This window comes from Actinotignum sp. UMB0459 (genome assembly GCF_051905915.1).
Classification (GTDB): domain Bacteria; phylum Actinomycetota; class Actinomycetes; order Actinomycetales; family Actinomycetaceae; genus Actinotignum; species Actinotignum sanguinis.
This window is the reverse complement of the sequence record NZ_JBQAIK010000003.1, coordinates 33,852-55,910: the sequence shown is the minus strand read 5'-3', so window position 1 is coordinate 55,910 and position 22,059 is coordinate 33,852. Positions and strand designations below refer to the sequence as shown.

At 60.5% G+C, this 22,059-nt stretch carries 20 protein-coding genes; 9 read left to right on the top strand and 11 right to left on the bottom strand.

Annotated elements, in window-relative coordinates:
* Window positions 1-131: 131 nt before the first annotated feature.
* The 8 genes from ACTFPK_RS01045 to ACTFPK_RS01010 form a co-directional block, all read right to left on the bottom strand.
* Entirely contained in the window at window positions 132-338 is a 207-nt protein-coding gene (locus ACTFPK_RS01045) for a hypothetical protein (protein WP_274733949.1), read from the bottom strand.
* A 440-nt stretch (window positions 339-778) separates the two neighbouring features.
* The gene (locus ACTFPK_RS01040; protein WP_274733948.1) at window positions 779-1,264 is read right to left on the bottom strand and encodes a hypothetical protein; all 486 of its coding nucleotides are present in this window, start codon (window positions 1,262-1,264) and stop codon (window positions 779-781) included.
* Window positions 1,254-1,712 carry a flavodoxin gene (locus ACTFPK_RS01035; RefSeq protein ID WP_274733947.1) on the bottom strand — a complete coding sequence of 153 codons (459 nt, stop codon included), beginning with the start codon at window positions 1,710-1,712 and terminating at the stop codon, window positions 1,254-1,256. The genes ACTFPK_RS01040 and ACTFPK_RS01035 overlap by 11 nt, the downstream gene beginning before the upstream one ends.
* A gap of 44 nt (window positions 1,713-1,756) precedes the next feature.
* Window positions 1,757-2,566: a DeoR/GlpR family DNA-binding transcription regulator gene (locus ACTFPK_RS01030; protein WP_274733945.1), complete on the bottom strand. Its 810-nt coding sequence runs from the start codon at window positions 2,564-2,566 to the stop codon at window positions 1,757-1,759.
* 299 nt (window positions 2,567-2,865) lie between these two features.
* Entirely contained in the window at window positions 2,866-3,960 is a 1,095-nt protein-coding gene (pdxA, locus tag ACTFPK_RS01025) for a 4-hydroxythreonine-4-phosphate dehydrogenase PdxA (protein WP_274733944.1), read from the bottom strand.
* Window positions 3,957-5,345, bottom strand: a complete 1,389-nt coding sequence (locus ACTFPK_RS01020; RefSeq protein ID WP_274733942.1) for a four-carbon acid sugar kinase family protein — start codon at window positions 5,343-5,345, stop codon at window positions 3,957-3,959. The genes pdxA and ACTFPK_RS01020 overlap by 4 nt, the downstream gene beginning before the upstream one ends.
* Before the next feature lie 2 nt (window positions 5,346-5,347).
* Window positions 5,348-6,691: an MFS transporter gene (locus tag ACTFPK_RS01015; protein WP_274736150.1), complete on the bottom strand. Its 1,344-nt coding sequence runs from the start codon at window positions 6,689-6,691 to the stop codon at window positions 5,348-5,350.
* A gap of 349 nt (window positions 6,692-7,040) precedes the next feature.
* Complete coding sequence (locus ACTFPK_RS01010; protein ID WP_274736148.1) at window positions 7,041-7,505, bottom strand: NAD(P)-dependent oxidoreductase; 465 nt, start codon at window positions 7,503-7,505, stop codon at window positions 7,041-7,043.
* 279 nt (window positions 7,506-7,784) lie between these two features.
* Here ACTFPK_RS01010 and ACTFPK_RS01005 point away from each other — a divergent pair, with 279 nt between their 5' ends.
* The 3 genes from ACTFPK_RS01005 to ppdK all read left to right on the top strand — a co-directional run bounded on the left by ACTFPK_RS01005 (window position 7,785) and on the right by ppdK (window position 12,979).
* A complete protein-coding gene (locus ACTFPK_RS01005) occupies window positions 7,785-8,477 on the top strand; it encodes a sugar O-acetyltransferase (protein WP_274736147.1) in 693 nt (230 codons plus the stop codon).
* A gap of 32 nt (window positions 8,478-8,509) precedes the next feature.
* Entirely contained in the window at window positions 8,510-10,138 is a 1,629-nt protein-coding gene (locus tag ACTFPK_RS01000) for a formate--tetrahydrofolate ligase (RefSeq protein WP_439910907.1), read from the top strand.
* Window positions 10,139-10,243: 105 nt separating this feature from the next.
* Window positions 10,244-12,979, top strand: a complete 2,736-nt coding sequence (ppdK, locus tag ACTFPK_RS00995) for a pyruvate, phosphate dikinase (protein WP_439910906.1) — start codon at window positions 10,244-10,246, stop codon at window positions 12,977-12,979.
* A 147-nt stretch (window positions 12,980-13,126) separates the two neighbouring features.
* Here ppdK and ACTFPK_RS00990 read toward each other — a convergent pair whose 3' ends face one another.
* Entirely contained in the window at window positions 13,127-13,498 is a 372-nt protein-coding gene (locus tag ACTFPK_RS00990) for a hypothetical protein (protein ID WP_439910905.1), read from the bottom strand.
* A gap of 449 nt (window positions 13,499-13,947) precedes the next feature.
* Here ACTFPK_RS00990 and ACTFPK_RS00985 point away from each other — a divergent pair, with 449 nt between their 5' ends.
* The gene (locus ACTFPK_RS00985; RefSeq protein ID WP_439910904.1) at window positions 13,948-14,967 is read left to right on the top strand and encodes a hypothetical protein; all 1,020 of its coding nucleotides are present in this window, start codon (window positions 13,948-13,950) and stop codon (window positions 14,965-14,967) included.
* On the opposite strand, the gene ACTFPK_RS00980 is transcribed toward ACTFPK_RS00985, so the two are convergent.
* A complete protein-coding gene (locus tag ACTFPK_RS00980) occupies window positions 14,885-15,589 on the bottom strand; it encodes a hypothetical protein (protein ID WP_439910903.1) in 705 nt (234 codons plus the stop codon). The genes ACTFPK_RS00985 and ACTFPK_RS00980 overlap by 83 nt on opposite strands.
* Window positions 15,590-16,430: 841 nt before the next feature.
* Here ACTFPK_RS00980 and ACTFPK_RS00975 point away from each other — a divergent pair.
* Window positions 16,431-17,282: an aldo/keto reductase gene (locus ACTFPK_RS00975; RefSeq protein ID WP_439910902.1), complete on the top strand. Its 852-nt coding sequence runs from the start codon at window positions 16,431-16,433 to the stop codon at window positions 17,280-17,282.
* A gap of 261 nt (window positions 17,283-17,543) precedes the next feature.
* Window positions 17,544-18,695: a lactaldehyde reductase gene (fucO, locus tag ACTFPK_RS00970; RefSeq protein WP_439910901.1), complete on the top strand. Its 1,152-nt coding sequence runs from the start codon at window positions 17,544-17,546 to the stop codon at window positions 18,693-18,695.
* A gap of 154 nt (window positions 18,696-18,849) precedes the next feature.
* Here fucO and ACTFPK_RS00965 read toward each other — a convergent pair whose 3' ends face one another.
* On the bottom strand, window positions 18,850-20,295 hold the full coding sequence (locus tag ACTFPK_RS00965; protein WP_439910900.1) for an MFS transporter: 1,446 nt from the start codon (window positions 20,293-20,295) through the stop codon (window positions 18,850-18,852).
* Between the two features lie 293 nt (window positions 20,296-20,588).
* Here ACTFPK_RS00965 and ACTFPK_RS00960 point away from each other — a divergent pair, with 293 nt between their 5' ends.
* The 3 genes from ACTFPK_RS00960 to dtd all read left to right on the top strand — a co-directional run bounded on the left by ACTFPK_RS00960 (window position 20,589) and on the right by dtd (window position 21,884).
* Window positions 20,589-20,972 (top strand): hypothetical protein, encoded by a 384-nt coding sequence (locus ACTFPK_RS00960; protein WP_439910899.1) that lies wholly within the window; start codon window positions 20,589-20,591, stop codon window positions 20,970-20,972.
* A 41-nt stretch (window positions 20,973-21,013) separates the two neighbouring features.
* Entirely contained in the window at window positions 21,014-21,355 is a 342-nt protein-coding gene (locus ACTFPK_RS00955) for a DUF2516 family protein (protein ID WP_274733698.1), read from the top strand.
* Window positions 21,356-21,416: 61 nt separating this feature from the next.
* Window positions 21,417-21,884 carry a D-aminoacyl-tRNA deacylase gene (dtd, locus tag ACTFPK_RS00950; protein WP_126135455.1) on the top strand — a complete coding sequence of 156 codons (468 nt, stop codon included), beginning with the start codon at window positions 21,417-21,419 and terminating at the stop codon, window positions 21,882-21,884.
* The last annotated feature ends 175 nt before the right edge of the window (window positions 21,885-22,059 follow it).

The window sequence follows — 22,059 nt, the reverse complement described above, 5'->3', positions numbered from 1 at the left end:
GGCACCGCCGCGCTGGGTGAAACCGGGACGGCGGTGCCCTCTTCTCGTTTATGATCCGTATTGTGGCAGCATACGGTTTCCGTGCCGCGCCACATTAAGAACGACGATGCCGCGCCTGCCGTCCCGCACACCTAGCGGTTCTTGGCGTATTCTTCGTGTGCCGCATACCCGGCCAGGAGCGCGCTTTCGGGAATCATCTTGAGAACCGGGCCCATGAGGAAGTCGGCTTTGCTGTCTCTCGTTTTACCTGAGCCGGCTGGCGATAAATCACATTCCACTGTGGAATTTTCGGATTCTTCGGCTTTCGCGGTCGGTTGAGCTGCAACTGCCTTACACATCTTCTTGCGAAGTTTGGTGTCAACAGTGAACGAATCTTCGTATACCTCGGTCAGTCGGGTATCTTTCCCTCCGGCGGAGAAGCTGAGTATTGCAGTGTCATCTTTCTCGAAGGTAACCGTCTACGAAAACCCTTCGGGGTCAGGTACCCCAAGCTGAGACACCGTGACAGTGCCGGTACATTTTGCTATCTGTTCTGGCAAGGCTTGCCCTTGCGAGGAGCAGGAACTCAATGTCGGGGCAATACCGATACTCACGAGTGCGGCACCACTGCGTGTGAAAGTGGAGAAGCTAACCATAGGATTCTCTTTTCTCTATCTTGAGAAGCTGGGGTGGCATGGGCGTGCGAGAAGTTGGCGCACTCTAGGTAAATCACCGCTATCCAATGTGGAGCGTAGCTGATTGAAGAATCTCTCGTGAAGAGAATGATGAAGCGGTTCCTCTAGCGGTTCTCGGCGTACTGCTCATATGCCTCATTCGCGGCCCACAGGCGTTCTTGGGTGACCATGAGCATGACCGGCTCCATGAGCGAAGTTGCTTCCTCATCGTTGGTGTGCCCGGAGCCAGCCGGCCCCAGATCCCAGCTGACGGTCGCCCCGCCCGGCAGGGGTTCTGCTTCTTTCGTCATCGCAGCCCGCATGCACATCTCTCGCCGCAGTTGCGCATCGACCGGGAAAGATTCCCGATACACCTCGGTCAGGCCCGTGCCACCTCCAGGAACGTTATACGTCAAGGTGGCGGTGTCGCCCTCCGCAAACTCAACCGTCCAGGAAACCCCGTAGGGCCCGGGGAGGTTGAGCTGGGAGAGCGTAACGGTTCCGGTGCATGCCGCCAGTTCATCCGGGGAAGGTTGACCCAGCGAACAGGCGGCAAGAGTGCCGAGCGTACCGCTCAGTGCAATAACTGCGCTCGGGACTCTAGCGCGCATCGGCCCAGGCGCGGATTTCTTCGTCGCTGAGGCCGTCGTGGAAACGCAGTCCGTTCGTCCACGCGATCTGCGGGAAAGCGGAGCGTAGGTAGTCCTCGGCTTCGTCCATCGGTGAGCTTCCGGAGGTGCAGAAGGGGTGTACCCGTGCGTTTCCTAGCTCATGCGAGCTCACGAAGCTATCCACGACTTTCGGCGGGATACCCCACCAGATCGGAAAACCGAGGAATACTTCCGTGGCGCCTCCCAGCTCGACAGGTTCCGCAAGGCCGGGAGCTGCGATTTTACCGTGCTGTTCCAGATTTGCCCGGCTGTCCTCGACCCGCCAATCCAAATCCTCATTCGTGTAGGGCTGCGCAGCGGCTATCCGTACCGCTTCGCCGCCGACGATACCTTGCAAGCGTTCTGCTGCTTTTTCAGTAGTACCAGTCTCGGAAAAGTAAATGATCATCGTTCCTCCTGCCATTCACCGTTGTGACATGAGCCATTTAAAATCTACACCTTGGCGAGCAGAATCTCCTCAGCACCCGAGCGCTGCAAGCGGCGCAGCATCTCGGCATCTGCGTCGGTATCAGTAATTAGCGTCCAGCGTTTAGGAAAAGGTGACCAGTATGGATAAGGGCGATTATGCAGTTTCGCCGCGTCTGCCATTACGTAGACCTGGGAAGCATGTGCCATCATCTGGGTTTTGAGCCGCGCCTGCTCGTAGCTGAGAGATCCGATGCCGCGTTCCGGGGAGATCTGTACCGCGCCCATAAAGGCATAATTGCCGTGCATAGATTCGAGCATTTTTTCTGCATCGACGCCGGTAATTGAGTCGTGTGCAATATCGAGGGTTCCACCGAGCACCACTACCGTCACTTTATCCTGGAGTGCCAGGGCGTTAATCGGGCGAATCCCGTTGGTAATCACGGTGATGCGGCGCGTGTTATCGAGGGCAAAGGAAAGCTGCTCGGCGGTGGTTCCCGCATCTAGGATCACGAGGGAATCATCAGCGATAAGAGCCGCGGCCCGCTTCGCAATTGCTTTTTTACGGGCCAAATTCGTGGGGGTAATCCCGCCCAGGTGAAGAAATTCCGGGTGAGCAGAGACCGCACCGCCGTAAGTACGGGATAGCTCCCCACTGGTTTCTAGTTCACTCAAATCCCGACGGATGGTCGCGAGGGAAACACCGAAATGCCGGGCGAGTTCTTCATTGCGCAGCGGTGCATCTCCCCCGGCTAGCAGTTCTAAAATCCGGGCGCGGCGCTTGACTACTTTGCGGTTCTGTGCGCGGCGGGCGCGCGGTTCTTCCGTTGCGGTCATCGGTGTTCTCTCACCTCGTGGCTAGCTGCATGACTCTCAGATTATGTTGGGTTTAGCGGATTTCTGTGTCCTATAAATCTGAGTGATATCGCTCATCTTAGCCCGCGGTGACACTGACGTTAAGGACGCATGGCCCGGAATATTCGCGGGTCTGCTCACGCAAATGCGGCGTCGCGCCCATACGGACCAGAGAGGGCCGCGTCCCACCTGAGTGGAAACGCGGTCCTCTCGAATTGTGCGTGGCTATCATTCACCGCGCGACCGGTACTAGCCACGTAGTGGAATCAGCACGCACCGTTTTAGGCCCGCGCGGCCCGGCGCGCTTCGCCGTCGAGTTTACGCAACGCAAATTCCGCGCATACCCGGGTAGCTTCCACCATAGAACCGGTGTTGGCGATGCCCTTGCCGGCGATATCGTAAGCTGTGCCGTGATCCACGGAGGAACGCATAAACGGCAGCCCGAGGGTCAGGGTGATGGCTTTCTCGAAGTCGAGGGTCTTGCAGGCAATATGGCCCTGATCGTGGTAGAGAGAAAGGATGGCGTCGTGGCGCCCGTCCAGCGAGAAAGCGAAAATCGAGTCGCCAGGGAAAGGGCCGCGGGCACGAATGCCCTCGGCGCGGGCGGCAGCCACTGCCGGCTCTAACTCCTCAATTTCCTCACGGCCAAACATCCCATTGTCGCCGTTATGCGGGTTGAGCCCCGCCACCGCGATGGAAGGATTATCGAAACCGATGCGCTCGAATTCCTCGTGGATATTCCGCAGGAAATCAAGCACGTGCTCTTTGGTTACGAAATTCACCGCATCACGTAGAGACACGTGCCGCGATAGGAAAAACACCCGCAGCTTATGCACGTGGAACATCGTGAGCGCGTACTTGGAGTGGGTGAGATTCTGGAAAATCTCAGTCTGCCCCGGGTATCGCACCCCGGCTTCCATCATCCCTTCCTTATGGGTCGGGGCGGTAGACACCGCGTGCAGTCTCCCCTGGTTCCCCAGCTCAATCGCCTTTTCCAAATAGGAATAAGCCTGTAGCTGGGCTTCGCGTTGAATCTTTCCGAACTTGATATCGGCATCAGAATGCACTCCGGTATCGAGGAGGTCCACGATACCGAACTCAAACTTCGCTTCTTCCGGCTCAGAGATCTCGTTGATCACCAGTTTCTTACCGGCCATCTTCGCGGCGCGTTCCAAAGCCTTGCGATTACCAATCACGAAGGGACGAGCGCATTCGTATACGCTGGGATCGCAGACGGTTCCCACCACAATTTCCGGGCCAACGCCGGCCGGATCCCCTAGGGTAATTGCGGTAACGGGCCGGCGATCCTTGCGGGCCTGGTCGGCCAGAGCGCGCGCGTGCTCGCTGGGCTCAACGGTGTGTGCTGCGGATGTCATGAAACGGTCCTTTCATCAAAGAGTCGGTTGACGATACGAAGTGCGGTGTGTTCAGTTCCGGTGAGTCCGCCTTTACCCACCAGGGGAAGGCCATTGAAGGGACCTCCCACAATTCTGCCCTGATCTGATTGCGGAATCACATAATCTTCCAGTGCGATACCGCTTGCTTCGATAGCGTGGCAGGTATTGACAAGCGTGTCGCCTCCTGTGGCATACATGCCTGCTAGCTGATTACCGAGCATGTCCATGACATCGCGGGCAACTTCGCCCAGGTGTTGCGCCAGATTGCGCGAGCCTTGGCCGGCTGGCAAGTTCTTCGCCACTTCAATCCGGTTGATATCGACGACGGTACCGCTCAGCGTGGTATCGAGGGTAATAATGATAACCCGCACCTGTCCGGGTTCCCCATTGCCTGCTGTGGCGTCGTCGAGAATCCTTCGTGCCTGTGCCACAGCCTCTGCCCGCGCCTGGGAGTATTCGTGCCCACCTCCAATAAAAGGGTCATGAGGGAGAGTGATGGTATGCGTGCCGGGCACCTCCTGCATGTATTCCAGCTGCTGGCGAGTAGTCGCGGTTGCGGATCCCGCCACGATCACCACCGTGCCGTGATCATTTTCCTGAGACTTGGTGCGTAGTGGCGCTTTGGGGCTTTTCTCTTCGGTCCGGATCCCTTGGGCCACAGCGTATTCCGTGGTAAATAACCCCGGATCCACGCAGAGCACCTTCCAGCCGAGCTGGCTGACCACCGCGGCAATATCAGCAACATCTTCGCTCGATACTGAATCGCAGAGGATATTACGTACGCCACGATCATAGGATTTTTGCATGGCGGCGCGGATAGCGTCGCGCCCTTCCACCACGGTATTCATGCAGATAAGGTCGACGGCATCACGTAGTTGCCCGGCCAATAACTTGGGAAGGTACGACTCCTTGACCGGGCTGAGAATATCGTTGGCCACGCCGGTGCGAGCTAGAAGCAGCGAATCGATAAGTGAATATCCGGCCACCACAATGCGCTTCGAGGGGGGCATGGCCGGCACGATAATAGCCATGTAATCCTCGCCCAGCACATCACGCATGGCGTCAATTTCGTAACCGATACCGCCACGCATCGTAGTATCAGTGCGCTTAGAGAATATCGTTGCCCCGCGTGCCACCAGATCGCGGGTTGCATTACGTACCCGGGAGGCAGCTTCCTCAGGTGGGAGCCTGCGGGAATCGGTGGAAACAAGCAATGCGTCAACGTCGTCGTAACTTAAGTTCGACGTGTCGCTGAGGCTGACAATATTCTTGACCCCGCGTGCCGCCAGTAGTGCTCCCGTGGTGGTAGCGCCCGTGAGGTCGTCGGCTACCACGCCGGAGAGAATTTTCCTTTCGGCACTCATAATTAAGCTTCTTCCTTTCCAACACTCGCCGCCTGCGGCTTCGGCTCACGCAGCGTCAGCAGAATAACGAAGGCGAGCAGCAGAACGACGACGAAGTAAGAGAAGGCCACGTTATAGCTACCGGTAGCATCAAGCAGCATACCCACGATAAGCGGGGCAAAGAATCCGCCCAGGTTGCCACCGGAGTTAATAATCGAAATTGCGAAGGGGTAGGTTTTTTCGGTGGAATGGTTCATCGCGTAGGCGGTGAACATCGGCCAGCCCAGATTGAGACAGAAACCTGTAAGGATCAGTGCGAGTGCCACCACGTACATGTTATTGGGAACCATGAGGACCACGGCGAACATAATCGCTGTGAACAAAGCGGTCAGCAGCATAGTTGGCTTGCGTCGGCCCGCGAAGATACGGTCAGAAACCCAACCTCCGGTGAGGGCGCCAATAATACCGCCCAGCGCCGGGCAGGCAGCTACCCAGCCCATGGCGAAGACATCATAACCGCGCGCATCCACCAGGTAGGTGGGAATCCAGGTCAGCATGCCATAAAGCACGTTGTTCATGAAGAAGTACGCGAGGGTGTCACCCCAGATATCCCAGGAGCGCATAACATCGCCGTTGGTCTCCAGGCGCTTGACCTTCCGGTAACGGATCAGCTTATCGACCTTGGGCATCCACGATGCTTCCTTGCGGTTGGTCTGGGTGATCACTTCTTCGGAGGCAATGTGGGCGAGCTCGGCCTTGTTGACGTGGGAAGACTGGCGGGGATAAGAACGCACAAAAATATGCCAAACGATGGCCATAATCGCACCCGGAATTGCGAAGACCCAGAACACATGCTGCCAGCCCATATTGTGGGCGAGGACCACCACGATAGGCGGAACCAGCATCGGTGCCAACTGGGTGGAAGCGATATAGATACCGGTGGCAGTGCCTTTCTCCCGTTTCGGGAACCAGTTATTAATAGTGGAGGTCATTCCTACCGGAGTGGGGCCTTCGGTCAGACCCAGAAGCAGACGCAGCACGATCAGGCCGATGGCCGTGGTGGTAAAGCCCATGAGGAAGGTAACGAGGGAGAAACATAGCACCGCGAACGTCACCATATTACGGGTCCCGAATTTGCCCATGATGAGCCCGGCTGGGATCTGTGAAATCGCGTAACCGAGGAAGAACATAGAAGCGATGAGACCCTGCTGGGAATTGGTCATGTGGAAGTCTTCTTTGATGAAGGGCAGCAGGGTGCCGATATTAGAACGATCGGCCATACAAATAACGTAAGTGACGAAAATAATCGCCATGACTACCCAGCGATATCGAGTGGGCCGCTGGGCCATCTGCGGGGACGTAATCATGAAAAACTCCTGGAACACCGCGCGGGGGTGCCGCGATCGCTTCCTTGCATCGCGAGTGGTACGGACCTGCCGAACACGCTACCGAGAGTGTCGTGCCCCTGGTCGGGGCGGGCGTGGCACTCACAGATATTCGGAGGGCGCGCCTCCGCGCTCACCTATCGGAACATATATTTCGTTCGAAATATACGGATAGACTAGCTGAGATGAGCGAACCGCGCAATAGAATGTGCACAAAATGCTCGAAACGTGCAAAAGAGGGCCGCCCCCGGGATTCCCAGGCGCGGCCCTTATTCGTGTTTGCGGAGATGCGCTCTCTGCGGTGCGTTCCTCGCTCCGATTTCTCTACGCTCTATTTCTCACCCACCACGAGATGCTTGCGGATATGGGCGGTCAGCGGGCCGCGCTCGAGTTCGTCAATCACGCCCGCAGCCAGATCGGCGGAAGTAATCTCCGGGGAAATGTACGTCCACTTGGCGATGTGGGCACCCGCCAAAGCCGCCGGGACTTTCGCGTCTCCGCTATCGAGCACGATGAGCCGGGTCGGCAGGCCGGAAACCAACTCAATGAGGTGGTGTGCGGCGCGCTCGGGGAAGTCCTCCCCGGCATCTGCGCTGGGCGTGAGGGCATCTACCATGGCATCGAAGCCGGCAATATCCCCGCGTTCAATATCGAAAACATCGCGGCGTAGCGAGACCGGGGCCTCCGTTTCGTTTTCCGAGCGCGTCACGGCAATAACTTCGTGCCCGCGCGAAACTGCTTCCTGAGTGAGGAGCTTTCCGGCCGCGCCATTAGCTCCAATAATTGCAATGCGCATGATTCATCCTTTCTGATGTGGGGGCCGGCTGAGCGGCCCGCTGCTGGTGAGGTCTTATCAAGGCTGCTGCGGTGACGGGGCGCCTTGCCGCGTGGCGGAGTATTTCTCCAAGCGGTTCGGAGCCCGCCGTGTTGCGAGATGGCAGCATGCCAGCTGGGCCACGATGTCCAGCCGGCCACCGCCGGGGTAGAAAACCTGGGAAACGCACCACCGCATCCCTTCCGAAGGGCGAACAAGAGTTCACCTTAGATGGTAGCCCAGATATGCCAGAATGAACCTATGACCGAATCGAATCAGCCCGTTCCGGAATCCTCGCCCGCGCCCGTCCAGCGCACCGCGCCGCAGCCCTCGCCCACCTGGGAGCGCATGGTCGCCGGGAAAATGTATATCGCCGACGATCCTTACATAGCCCACGTCCGCCGCGAGGGCCTCACTGTCCAGCACGAGCTGAATGCCACCAACCCTTCCGATAACGAAACGATCCGCACCATCGCCGCCCGTTTCTTCGGTTCTTTCGACCCCAGCGCCACCGTGGTTCCGCCCGTCCACTGCGATTACGGCGCCAATGTCCACATCGGCCCGGAGGTCTTTATCAACTCCGGTGCGATTCTCCTCGACGTCGCCCCCATTACCCTGGGCCGCCGTGTCCTCATCGGCCCGCGCGTCACTATCACCACCGCCGGGCACCCGGTTCCTCCGCGCGTTCGTGCCGAAACTGACCTGGAATTCGGCACCGCCATCACCATTGGAGATAACGTGTGGATCGGTGCCTCCGCCACCATCGGCCCGGGCGTGACCATCGGTGAGAATTCGATTGTGGGCGCCGGCGCCGTCGTTATGCGTGATGTCCCCGCCAACTGCATTGTGGTTGGGGTTCCGGCCCGCGTGCTGCGATATTTTAACGACGACGACGAATCCCGCGGCCAAGCGCTCCGCGCCGCCTATGAAGAAGAGATGGGTCCGCTTGCCTAGGGGATTGGGCAGAGCGGTATAAACTACAGCGTATGTCTATTGATCTTCCCCTTGTTGATACGGCGCTGGCGGCCGGGGTACCCGCCGATGCCGTTATCCCCTTCGGTCGGGACCGGGCAAAGATCGATTACCGCTGGGTTGAAAAGGTCGGTGCGCAGCCCGGCCGCCTCGTGCTCGTGACTGCCATGTCACCCACCCCTGCCGGGGAGGGGAAAACCACCACCTCCATTGGCCTGGCGGATGGCCTGCGCTACCTGGGTAAACGCGCGGTGCTGGCGCTGCGTGAACCTTCGCTCGGCCCGGTTTTCGGGCTCAAAGGCGGGGCGATCGGCGGGGGCCGAGCCACCCTCACTCCGGCCGCCTCCATTAACCTGCACTTCAACGGGGATTTCGCTGCGATTGCTGCCGCCCATAACCTCCTAGCCGCTATGGCGGATAACGCGGTCTATTTCGACACCCACGATATTGACCCGGCGACGGTCAGCGTGCGCCGCGTTATCGATATGAATGACCGGGCCCTGCGGGCCATCCTCCTCAGCCCCAGCGGGCGCCTCGATAGCGCCGGCCCGGGCGCGGGCACCCGTTCCAATCCCGGTGCGCACGCCACCCGCGCCACCGGCTTCGATATTGTTCCCGCCAGTGAAGTTATGGCAGCGTTCTGCTTGGCGTCCTCTTTTGCGGATCTGCGCGAGCGCCTCAACGCCATGGAAGTGGCCCGCACCCGGGCTGGCGCACCCGTCACCGCGGCGGATCTGGGTGCCACCGGCGCCATGCTTGCCCTCCTGACCGAAGCGTTCTGCCCGAACCTTGTTGCCACCCGGGAAGGCACCCCCGCGCTCGTGCACGGCGGGCCCTTCGCCAATATTGCGCACGGTTGCAATTCTGTGATGGCCACCCGCGCCGCGCTCGCGATGGGGGAGATCGCGGTAACGGAAGCCGGGTTCGGGGCTGACCTGGGGGCCGAAAAATTTATTGACATTATGTGCCGTACCTCCGGACTGCGCCCCGACGCGGCCGTTTTTGTGGTCACCTTGCGCGCCCTGCGCTACCACGGGGGTATCGCCAATGCCGCCCGGCATATTCATAATTTGCAGGCGGTGTGGGGGCAGTCCGTCGTCGTCGCCCTTAATCGTTTTGATACGGATACCGAAGCAGATATCGAAAAAGCGCGTACGCAATTCGAAGAATTGGGTGTGCCGGTGGCCGTCTCTGAGCATTTCGCGCGCGGCGGGGAAGGCGCGGCGCCCCTGGCCGAAGCGGTTCTGGCCGCGCTCGAAACGCCCTCCCGCACCCGTTTCACGTACCCGGATAGCGCGAGCCTCAGCGAGAAAATCACCGCGGTGGTGCGGCGCGTCTACGGGGGAGCGAGCGTCACCTTCGCGCAAGAAGCGCGTGAGCAGCTACGTGAGCTGGAAGAACGCGGCTACGGCAGCTATCCCGTCTGCATCGCGAAAACTCCGGCCTCCTTCACCACCGACCCGAAACGCCTGGGCGCTCCCAGCGATTTTGACGTGCCGGTACGCGATGTGCATCTCTCCGCGGGTGGCCGTTTCGTTGTGGTCATGGCGGGGAGCGTCATGCTCATGCCGGGCCTGCCCAAAGAACCATCTGCGCTGGCCATTGACGTGGACGCCGCCGGAAACGTGCGCGGCATTCACTAAAAATTCCTCTCGATCACGCCGCCCCAAAGTGTTACCCTGGACACGTGAGCGGCGAAGGGGCCGCTCCGCGCACTTATGCGCGTGTGAACCCTCACGGAGGACGATATGACCAAGTTCGTATACGCATTTACCGAGGGCAACAAGGACATGAAGGACCTTCTCGGCGGCAAGGGAGCCAACCTGGCGGAGATGGTCCACATGGATTTGCCTGTCCCACCCGGTTTCACCATCACCACCGAAGCCTGCCGCTACTACCTGAGTAACGGGCAGGAACCCGAGGAACTCGAAGCGGAGGTGACGCGCCACCTGGAAGCCGTGGAAGAGCAGATGGGCAAGAAACTTGGCGATCCGGAGGATCCGCTGCTGCTCTCGGTGCGTTCAGGCGCGAAGTTCTCCATGCCGGGGATGATGGAAACCGTGCTCAATATTGGCCTCAATGACCAGTCCGTCAAGGGCCTCGCGGCGCAATCCGGCAACGAACGTTTCGCCTGGGATTCTTACCGGCGCCTCATCCAAATGTTCGCCCGCACCGTACTCGATATTGACGGGGATCTTTTCTCCGACGCCCTGCACGCCCTGCAAAAGGCGAAGGGCTACAGTGGCGATCTTGATATGACGACGGCGGACCTGCAAGAGCTGGTCGAACAATTCAAGGGAATCGTGCGGCGCGCCAGCGGGTATCCCTTCCCGCAGAACCCGCGCCGGCAAATGAACCTCGCGATCACCGCGGTATTCCGTTCTTGGAACACCGAGCGCGCCCGGATCTACCGCCGGCGCGAACATATCCCGGATGACCTGGGCACCGCCGTCAATATTTGCACGATGGTGTTCGGCAATATGGGGGAGAAATCCGGCACCGGGGTGGCGTTCACCCGCGATCCTTCCACCGGACACTCCGGGGTATACGGTGATTACCTTGTCAATGCCCAGGGTGAGGACGTGGTGGCCGGCATCCGCAATACCCTTTCCCTCAAGGATCTCGAGCAGCTAGATCCGGCTTCCTACACCGAGCTCATGGACATCATGAAGCGCCTGGAAAACCACTACCGGGACCTGTGCGATATTGAGTTCACCATCCAGGAAGGCAAACTGTGGATGCTGCAAACCCGCGTGGGTAAGCGCACCGCCGCCGCGGCCTTCCGAGTGGCTACCCAGCTGGTAGATGAGGGCCTTATTAGCGCGGAAGAAGCGATCACCCGTACGACCGGTGAACAGCTCACCTCGCTACTCTTCCCGCAATTCCAGCGCGATGCCCAGCGCACCCTCATCACGAAGGCCATGGCGGCCTCCCCGGGCGCGGCCGTGGGTGAAGTGGTCTTTAGTAACGAGCAGGCCCAGGCGCGCGCCGCCGAAGGTGCCAAGGTGATCCTGGTGCGCCGCGAAACCAACCCGGATGACCTGCCCGGCATGGTGGTGGCCGCCGGCGTGCTAACCGCGCGCGGCGGGAAAACCTCACATGCTGCGGTGGTGGCCCGCGGGATGGGCCGTACCTGCGTGGTGGGCGCGGAGGATCTCCTCGTGGAAGAAAAGGCCGGCACGGTCTTCATCAAGTCCACCGGGCAAACACTGCGCGCCGGAGATGTTATTTCCATTGACGGCACCACCGGGGAAGTGTTCTTCGGGGCTGTCCCGGTGGAAGATTCCCCGGTCATGATCTACGTATCCCAGGGCCTGGAGGCCGCGCTGGAGGCCGCCGGTGATGATAAGGACACCTGCGAATTGGTGCGTTCCGTGGATCGCATCCTCACCCAGGCGGATAAGTCTGCGCGCATGCACGTGCGGGCCAATGCGGATAATCCGGAAGACGCCGCGCGCGCTCGCGAATTCGGGGCGCAGGGCGTGGGCCTATGCCGCACCGAGCATATGTTCCTGGGTGAGCGGCGCGAGCTTATCGAGCACGTTATCCTCGCGGCTACCCCGGAATTGCAGGCCGCCGCGCTCGGGGCGCTTATGCCGCTGCAACGCGGGGACTTCGAGGGTATTTTCGAGGCGATGGACGGACTGCCGGTGGTGGTGCGCCTCATTGACCCGCCGCTGCACGAATTCCTCCCGGATATGACCAAGCTGGCGGTTGAGGTCGCCACGATGGAGGCGCGCGGCCAGCAGGTTCCCGAACACACCCGCACGCTACTGCGGGCGGCAACTGAACGCCACGAAGACAACCCCATGCTGGGCCTGCGCGGGGTGCGTCTGTCCATCCAGATCCCCGGCTTCGTGGATTTGCAGGTGCGGGCGGTGGCCGAGGCGGCGGTGGCCTGCCGCAAGCGCGGGTTGGATCCGCATCCGGAAATCATGATCCCGCTGATCGGCTCGGAGAAGGAATTCCGCCTGGTGGCGGACCGGGCCCGCAAGATCATTGCCGAGGTGGAACGCGAATCCGGCTACGACCTCGATATCGCGATCGGCAATATGATCGAGCTGCCGCGCGCGGCCATTATCGCGGAGAAGATCGCCGAGGATTCCGAATTCTTCTCCTTCGGCACCAATGATTTGACCCAGACCACGTGGGGCTTCTCGCGGGACGACGTCGAACACGAATTTATCCCGACCTATATGGCGGAAGGAATCTTCGACACCTCGCCTTTCGAGACCATCGACCGCGAAGGTGTGGGCGAGCTGGTGCGCATGGGTACCGAGCGTGGGCGGAAGGGTAATCCGAATCTCACCGTGGGTATCTGCGGTGAGCACGGCGGGGATCCCGCTTCGGTGCACTTCTTCGATTCCGTCGGTTTGGATTACGTGTCCTGCTCGCCGTTCCGGGTACCGGTGGCACGCCTAGAAGCCGGGCGCGCGGCCGTCATGGCCAAAGGGCATGAGTCCGGAGCCGGGGCGACGGCGTAGCTGCGGAACCGTAAGCTAGCTACGCAAAAGCTAGCTAAACGCGGCTCGCGCTGCACGGTGGCCGGGCGGGAACGGAGCTCTGCACGGAGCTGGTTCCTGCCCGGCCGCTTGGCGTGCGGGTAGAAGAAGGTGCAGTTAATGCGGAACTTAGGCTGTTTGCAGAATCTTGGAAATGCGTCCGGGTGAAAGCTCCATAATCTCTGCAACTTCACGGACGGTCATCCCCGAAGATCGCAAGCTGGTAGCGGCTTCTCGCGTAGCTTGCGATGCCCGTGACTGAAGTTCGTGAGCTTGCCGGGATAGTTTTTTAGCCTGAGCAATAGTTTCGGCGGTGGAGCCAACATCTATGACTAAATCGAACCCGTGGTTTTCAACATTAAGAAGATTGAGCGCATCCGCGACAATCTCGCTAATTTCATCGAGCCTGCGGGCTTGAGAATGGTAAATTTCACCGTTTACGGTAAGTTCGAGCCCCCACCACCCGTGGTCGCGAAAGGCTCTCACATGCGTTTTGCTCATAGTCCTAGTCCTTTCCTGAATTTACGGATTGTGCCCTTTGCGGTTTCCTCTGGAATGTCGCGGTGCCGCCCCACGATGTCGCTTACATCGCCGATGGTAACGCGTGTGTGTCGAGTTCCTTCGGTGGTTATAAGCGTGTGGCCGGTCTGTTTCGCGATTTTCTTGAGCTCGTTCAAGAGGTGGGCCCGTTTCATAGCAGGTAGTTTACCCCTGTAAACATAACGTGTCTACGGGGGTAAACGGAGTAGCTTTTCTCTTCGGCTCTTACCGTAGTTGTGACACATGGCAAGTTTGCTGCTCTTGGTTTGGTTCGCAAGGTGTACGTGGGCTTCTTCCACGCGGGCATCGTCGTGCAATAAAGCGCGGTGCAGTCAATTCTCAGGTATCTCGCCTAGGATAGGCTTGAGTTGGCAGGTTCGTGCGGCAAACAGTATCGGAGATGGTATCTCGTGGGCGTTTTCTCATTACGTGGCGGGCAATTTCATCGCGCGGCGCCTCCTGCCGATCTGCCGGAAGAAACCCGTACCGCGGTTGCGGAAGCACTGCGCGCCCAGATTTCTGATTTCCTGGATTTCCCGGCCTTCCAGGTAGCGTGGACGCGCCCGGAAGGGGAGCGCGGCACCGCTTCATTGGTTGCCTTGGATGCCACCGGGAACATTATTAGCGTGGATATTATTGATGTTCTCGACGGCGCAGCGCTCCTCGCGGCCCTCGCCCGTTCCGCGCAGCACGCCACTCTGGACCGCCGCGAAATTACCCGGCTTTTCCCGGGCGGGCCCCACGATTTTTCCTCCGCCTGGCAGGAGTTCACCGCGGTCAATCCGCCCATCCCGGAACCGGCCCCGCGCCTGAGCATTTTCGCTTTCGTCATCGAGCCGGATACCTATGATGCCGTGCGCGCTCTGGCCGGAGCCGGAGTGCAGGTCTGGCAGGTGACCATCCTGGAGCGGGCCACCGGGATTTTGCTTTCTGTGGATGAAATTCGCCTCCAGCGCGCTACCGCGCTCGGGCCCGCTGCCGGGGTGCCGCTTCTGGATGTGGCGCCAGAAGCGGCGGCGAGCGAAGCGGCTGAAGCAGCGGCAACCGAAAAGACCGCCGCGGTTGAAGTAACCGAGGAGCTTGAGGCGAAACCCGAACCTGCGGTAAAGGTAACCGAAACACCGGCAGCTGCCGAGCGGCCGCGGCGCCGGGGGAGCCGCGCTGCCCAGCCGGGTACCGAGAGCACGGCACGCAGCCGCAATATTTGGCAGGAAATCCGCGGCCGCCGGGCTGCGCATACCTTCGCTGCGACCGCTACATCCGGGAGCAGCTCAGCGCACCGTGCCTCCCACAGCTCAGCGGCAAGCCCCGCGCATACGGCCGCAGAAGGCTCCGCGCACCGCGCCGCTAATCCCGCCCTTCACGAGGGATCTCAGCGGAGTGATCACCAGGCTGCTCCGCGGCGCCGGGCTCGGCGCGCGGCGGAATAAAGTTAACGCGGTGCGGCCGGAATTCGAAGCCACCCGGCTTTACCGTGATAATCGGACTGGTGTCCTCCGGTAAGCCAAGCCGCTTGCGGCGCTCCGCCGCCCTGCGCCGAGCTTTCTCCTGCCGCTCTATGCGCAGTTCTATAGCTATGTCCTCAAGCGCTTTCTTAGCTGCCAGCGTGGTTTCTTTTTCCTCTGCTATGGTCAAGCCTGTTTTCCATTCCCGTATCCCGATCACCTCAATGATCGCGACCGCAGTAGCCACGCCACCACAGATGAGTGCTTGGCGAGAGTCCGGCGTCAGCACCAGCGTGACAAGAAAATAGACCCCTGTGAAGAATGCAATCCGGCTCAGCGGAGGAAGCCATCCTCCCGGGCTCGGGTGGTGCCAGCGACGTTGATTCCAGCGGTCGATGTGCGTTGAAAGGAATTCAACAGCCACGGTGCTAAGCACAACAATGAGCAGCAGCGCGAAAAAGTTCACCTGATGGGGGAGGAACAACCGGCTCAGCGCCAGCGTAATCACAATACCTATTGCGGTCAGCGTGCCCGCGATGAGATGCCCGCTCCATGACTGGCGGAAAGGCACTGGTGTCCAATCCGGATCCGGAGATACGCGAACCATAGTTATCCCTTCAATCGAGGCATGTACAAAGTGTACGTGGTTGGTCGGGGTCAAGCAGTTGTGAAAAGTCAGGGACTGTAACATATGTGAATGTGATGGTCGTGGCTTCATGTTGATCATCGCTAAGACAGTTGGTCGGTCACTAACATCGCCAGGCGTGTTCGTAAGATGAAACGACCCCCCCCAAGCACGGGCTTAGCGATGCCGACCCAGGCCCCGTAACTCCTGCCGACTTGGCTCGCCGCCCGGCGCGCTGGCGGGGAGGGTGTGTTTTTCCGGGATGTACTTCGCATGTACGACAAGCGCAGTACAGTTATGAAAACAGATCCCCCTCCCCAAGGGCCGGTGTGACTATTGAAGTTCGTGAAACCCATGAGACTCTCGCGGGAAGGCCGCCGCGTTTGCCCGAAATCAAAATGCAACGGCAGCTACATTAAGAAATTGTTTTGATGTCGTGGGGTTGCATCCTGTGGGGCCCACTGTCGTGGGGTTGCATTCTGAAGAGCTGCCCGTCGAGATGTTGCTTTTTGTGGGGGCCTCCTGCCGGGAGGGCGCATCCTGGGGGCTCCGCTGTTGATGCGTCGCTTTTTATGGGTATCACCGCTCACATCGTCCACGCTTGTCCACGCGAGCGAGTGATTGCGATGGGGCTGACAGCTTTTCGCGGTTTCAATATTCCTGACGCACTTTTTGCAGTCCAGTTGCAGTCCAGGCGATCTCGGCGCACTGAAAGGCCTGGCGCGGGCACGGCATCCGTGGCACCCTGGAATGGAAAGCGCCCGCGGTCTGGACTTGCGGCGGCGGGCTCGGGGAAGCAAGCAGGAAACGAAAAGGAAACCCCATGCGAAACATCACCTTGGCCAATGGCGATACCGTGCCGGCCCTCGGGCTGGGCACCTGGTTCCTCGGTGATGACCGAGCGCGCCGGCAGGAAGAAATAGCGGCCTTGCGCTGCGGAATCGAGGGCGGCGCCCGGCTTATTGACACCGCGGAAATGTACGGCAGCGGGCGCTCCGAAGAGCTCGTGGGCGAAGCAATCACACCTTTCCCGCGCGAATCGCTCTACCTCATCACCAAAGTGCTCCCCTCCAACGCATCCCGGCGGCGCATGGAAGGCGCGCTGGATGCCAGCCTGGCGCGGCTGGGAACCGAGTACGTGGATATGTACCTCTATCACTGGCGCGGCGGCACCCCGCTGGCCGAAACCGTGGCGGAGCTGGAGCGCCTGCGCGAGAACGGGAAAATCCGCAGCTGGGGCGTCTCCAATTTCGACGTCGAAGATATGGAGGAGCTGGCCGCACTGCCCGGCGGCGCGAATTGCCAGGCTAATGAGGTGCTCTACCACCTCGGCTCGCGCGGAATTGAAGTGGAATTGCGTGGCCTCATGGAGCGGCTCGGCGTGGCGCTCATCGCCTACTGCCCGCTCGCCCAAGCTGGGACTTTGCGCAACGGCCTGGTCACCAATCCGGCGGTCACCGAGGTAGCGCGCGACCTGGGCGTGAGTCCCTTCCAAGTGCTACTGGCCTGGGTGCTAGAGCAGAGCCCGACCATTGCGATTCCGCGCACCGGGAAGCTCGCCCATATGCGGGAAAACCTGGAGGCCGCGCGGATCGAGTTGAGCGTCGAGCAGCTGGCGCGCCTAGATGGCGCCTTCCCGGCTCCGCGCCGCCGGGTTCCGCTCGATGTGGAATAGGTTTCGCAGGGTAGGTACGACGGCGCCGCGGCGCGCCCGCGCGCCGCGGGGACGCGTCGTCGTCGTGCTTCCTACGCACATTACCGTAGCTTCTCAGCTACCCGGCGCCGTAACCAATCTGGCGGGAAAATGTCGCTGTGCCTCCGGGCGCTCTCTCCTTGTCGGGCCTTACGTCATAAGGCGGGGGTCAAAAAAATGGAACAATGTTCCATGTCAGGAAAGTGGCGCAGTTGCTACGAATATTCGACATAAGGAGTTGTCATGGTTAATCGCATGATCCTCAACCAAACCTCGTACTTCGGGCGCGGTGCGCTCGACCAGCTGGTCCCCGAGCTGCATCGGCGCGGCTTCAAGAAAGTCCTCATCATCACCGACAAGGGTGTGCGCCAGGCCGGGACCGTGGACCTAGTTACGAAGCGTTTGGATGAGGCCGATTTTGCTTACGAGATTTTCGACGACGTCGTTCCGAACCCGCCCGTCGAAAACGTGAAGGCCGGCGTGCAGGCGCTCAAGGATTCCGGCGCGGATGTGCTCATCGGTCTGGGCGGCGGTTCCCCGCAGGACACCGCGAAGGCCATCGGCATTATCGGTGCGAACCCCGAATTCGCTGACGTCCTCTCCCTCGAAGGTGTGGCGGATACCAAGAACCCCTCCGTGCCGATTATCGGCATTCCCACCACCGCCGGTACCGCTTCGGAAACCACCATTAACTACGTGATTACCGATACGGAGAAGCACCGCAAGTTTGTGTGCGTGGACGAACACGATATTCCCGTCCTCGCCATCGTGGATCCGGACCTCATGGACGGCATGCCCCGTTCCCTCAAGGTAGCGACCGGGCTCGACGCTCTGACCCACGCCATCGAGGGCTACATCACCCCGGGCGCCTGGGAGCTTTCGGATGCGGTCCACCTCAAGGCTATCCAGATGATCGCGAAGAACCTGCGCAAGGCTGCCGATGGCGATACCGACGCCGTTGAGCAGATGGGTTACGCCTCCTACATCGCGGGCATGGGCTACTCCAATGTGGGCCTGGGCCTCGTGCACGGCATGGCGCACCCGCTCGGTGGGCGTTACGACGCACCGCACGGCGTGGCCAACGGCATCCTGCTGCCGGCCGTTATGAAGTTCAACGCGGAGTACACCGGTGAAAAGTACCGCGATATCGCGCATGCCTTCGGCATGAAGGATTCGTACGACGTCGCGCTAGAAGAAGCGCGCACCTACGCGGTGGACGCGGTCAAGCAGCTGGTCGAGGACCTGGGTAACCCCACCACGATCTCCGCGGTAGGCGTGGATGAATCTGGTCTCAATGCCCTGGCCGAGGATGCCTTCAACGACGTGTGCACCCCGGGCAACCCCCGCAAGGCCACCAAGGAAGAAATCCGCGCGCTCTACGCCTCCCTCCTCTAAAAGCTGAGGTGCTCGCTGTCTGGCGTATTACCCGCAGCCGAGCATGAGTGCACGAAATTGGCGGCCGGCACCTGATTGTTCAGATGCCGGCCGCTTTTGTAGTGGGCCCGCGGCGCGCGGGGTGTACAGCTGCCAGGTAGCTGCGTCGTCGTTATTAATCTGTGCGCATCTTCAAGACGCACGCGCACAGTAGAGCGATCCCGGCGATGCCGGCGGAAAGAGCCAGTGCCCCGCGGTAGCCATCCCACGTTCCGACGAGGGGCGCCACCAGGCCAATACCTAGGCTTGCGCCAACGCCAAAAGCTGCGCCGTTGAGACCGGGGAGCGAGCCCGGTGCTTCGGGTGGGGCCAGGATGACGCCGAGCCCGTTGACAGTTGTGAGGATCATGCCGTTATAGGTGATTCCAAGAATCGCAATGAGGGCGAAAACAACCCATTGGTGATCGAGGAAGAACCAGATCCCGCCAATTGTGCATAGCGAAATAAGGAGTCCGGTGCGCAGAACAGTGAGCCAGCCGATTTTTCCCGCCAGCCACCCGGAAAGTGGGGCAGCGGCCAGTCCGATAAGCGCGGGCGGTGTGAGATAGAGGAGTGCGGCGCGGCCAGCCTCTAGCCCGTAGCCCGCGTCGGGATTCTGGGCGAAAAGCGCGACCGTGAAATTAATGACCGCGAAAACTGATGCGAGAGATAGAAGTGTTGTGGCAATAAGCGGCCAGCAGTGGCGTGATGCCAGCTGGCGCAGGGCGAAAAGCGGCGAGGAAACCCGACGCTCAACCATGCAAAAAGCGCTGAAAAATAGCGCGGCCACACCGAAAAGTGGGAGGGTAGCCGTGGTGAACCACCCGCGGGTGCCGCCAACATTGACGTAGTAGGTGAGGAAAATAAGGCTGAGGGAGAGGAGCCCGCCGCCCCACCAATCCATTTTTCCGCTGGCGGCAGGCCTCTCCTGCGTCGTGAGTAGTCGAACTGTCAGGAAAATTGCCACTGAGGTGAGACCCGCAATAACGAAGAAAATAGCCTGGAAACCGAAGTGGTCGGTGAGGATCCCGCCAAACCATCCGTCTAGGCCGCCCACGCCGCCGTTAGCGGCGCTAATAATACCGAGCATGGTGCCTAGAAGCGCGGGAGAGACCGATTCGCTCAGGATCATATATGCGAGTTGGAAGACCGCACCGGAAACACCTTGAAGGACACGTCCGGTCACGAAAATAGGGAAGTTCGGGGCGAGTGCACATACCAGTGTTCCCACCAGCAAGATCGCAAGAACCGCTAGTAGCATGCGGGCGCGGCCAAGGAAATCGCTCCAGCGGGTAAGAAGAATCCCGGCGACCGCGCCGGCGAGGAAGAAGAGGCTTGAAACCAGAGCGAGCGTTCCCTCGCTCACCGCAAAACTTCGCCCGATATCCGGGAGCGCTGGGGTGACCATCGTGGTGTTGAGCTGGTAGGACAGCACGGCAATCACCAGGGTGACAAGGAGCCCGAACTGTCCGCCGCGAGGAAGTCCAGTACCACTGTGTGGGAACCTGGCATCGCGGGAGCATAGCTTCGCGTCGTTTTGTATATGCGTGCTTGTCACGGCAGGTTCTTTATGTTCACTCACTTCTCTATTATCGACGACGCCGTGGCTTCCTGCGTGCTCGCCCGGTGTGAAGCGGCGCGTAAGAGTGGCTGGGTGGTGTCGGGTTAGTGTGGTGTGGTGGGTGTCTCGTTGGTGTGGTTTGTGTTTTGGTGGGTGGGCTTGTAAGCTTGTTATCCGTCGCCGAGGCCCGGGAAACCGGTAAGCGGTGACAGGATCCCTTGAGAGTGGCCCCCCCCCCCCCCCCACCCCCCCCCCCCCCCCCCCCCCCCCCCCCCCCCCCCCCCCCCCCCCCCCCCCCCCCCCCCCGCGCCGGGGTGCGCCTGGCTGAAATATACGGGCCCGGAGTAGCGGGCGCTCGCGAATCCCGGGTAGCGGGTACCGCCCGGCTCGGGGGAGCCGCGCGGAGCCTTGCCTGCCTGTATTTGGAAGGCCCGGACGCGGCGGACCTGCCCGCACCCGGCGATCCGGTAGTCGCGGAGCGGGGCGATGGGGCAGTTATCGGCCGGGTAACCTCGGCGGTGCGGCATTGGGAAGAAGGCCCGCTTGCCCTCGCGCTGATGAGGCAGCCAGCGGCGCTGGGCGCGGTGCTGGTAGGGGAATTCCGCTGCGGCGTCGAACCTATTTCACTACCAACTCACGCGCCCGTTGCGGTGACTATTCGTGAAAGCGGCGAAAAAAGTGTCGTAGGCCGTGACTAGAATGGGGGCGAGCACCACGCTCACCACGAGGACGGAGAACCATGAACCTAACAACCTTGCGGCTCGTCACAGATATCTGCAACGGGATATTTTTTGTGATCCAGCTGGCGATTCTCGCGTTTATGGTGTGGGCGCTCGTGGCTTGCCTGCGCCGCCCGGATGCGGATTTTCGCTACGCCCGCAAGGATAAGAAGTTCTGGAGCGGGGTGCTGCTTGGCTGCGCTCTCGTAACGGGGATTGTGTTGTTCACTCCTATTCGTCTGCCTTTCCAGCCGTTCCTCATGCTCGGGGCGGCATACGGGGCGCTCTACTACCTGGGTCCCGAAGAACAACGGATGGGACCGCGGCGTAGTTCACGCGGGCGCGGTCGCGGGTCCTGGTAAGGCCGAGTAGGCGAAGGCCGTAGCTGCGGCGTCGTACTAAGAACACCACGAAGGAGGAAGAATGCGAGCAGTTATTCAGCGCGTCACGCGCGCATCCGTCACGGTGGACGGCAGCGTGATTTCGCAGATCGGCACGGGACTGTGCGTGCTCCTGGGCGTCACCCACGGGGATGGCGCCCCGGAAGTGGAGAAAGTCGCGCGGAAAATCGCACAGCTGAAAGTGCTGCGCGCCGCGGATGGTAGCGATGATCCCAATAGCCGGCGTAGCGCGGAAGAAGCACAGGCTCCCGTGCTGCTTGTTTCGCAATTCACCCTGTACGCGGATGTGCGCAAGGGGCGCAAGCCCTCGTGGTCCAAGGCCGCGCCCGGGGAAGTTGCCGATCCGCTCTACGAAGCGGTGGTGCGCGAATTGCGGGATACGTACGGACTGGAAGTAGCCACCGGTCAGTTCGGAGCCATGATGGATGTGGAGCTGGTCAATGACGGTCCTTTCACGCTCCTCGTTGAGGTGGAACCGGCCGGCGCCTAACTCGCCGCACAACCTCGCTTTCGTGGGTCCAAGGGCCTAGGGGTAGTGAAATAAGCTCAGAAATCTCATCGAGAACAGCATTTTCCGCGCTAATTCGGCTTTTTCCCACAGCAAAATGTGAGCCACACACTCATGCCACTGGCGAACAGGGGACGGCTCCTGGGCTGAGGGCCGT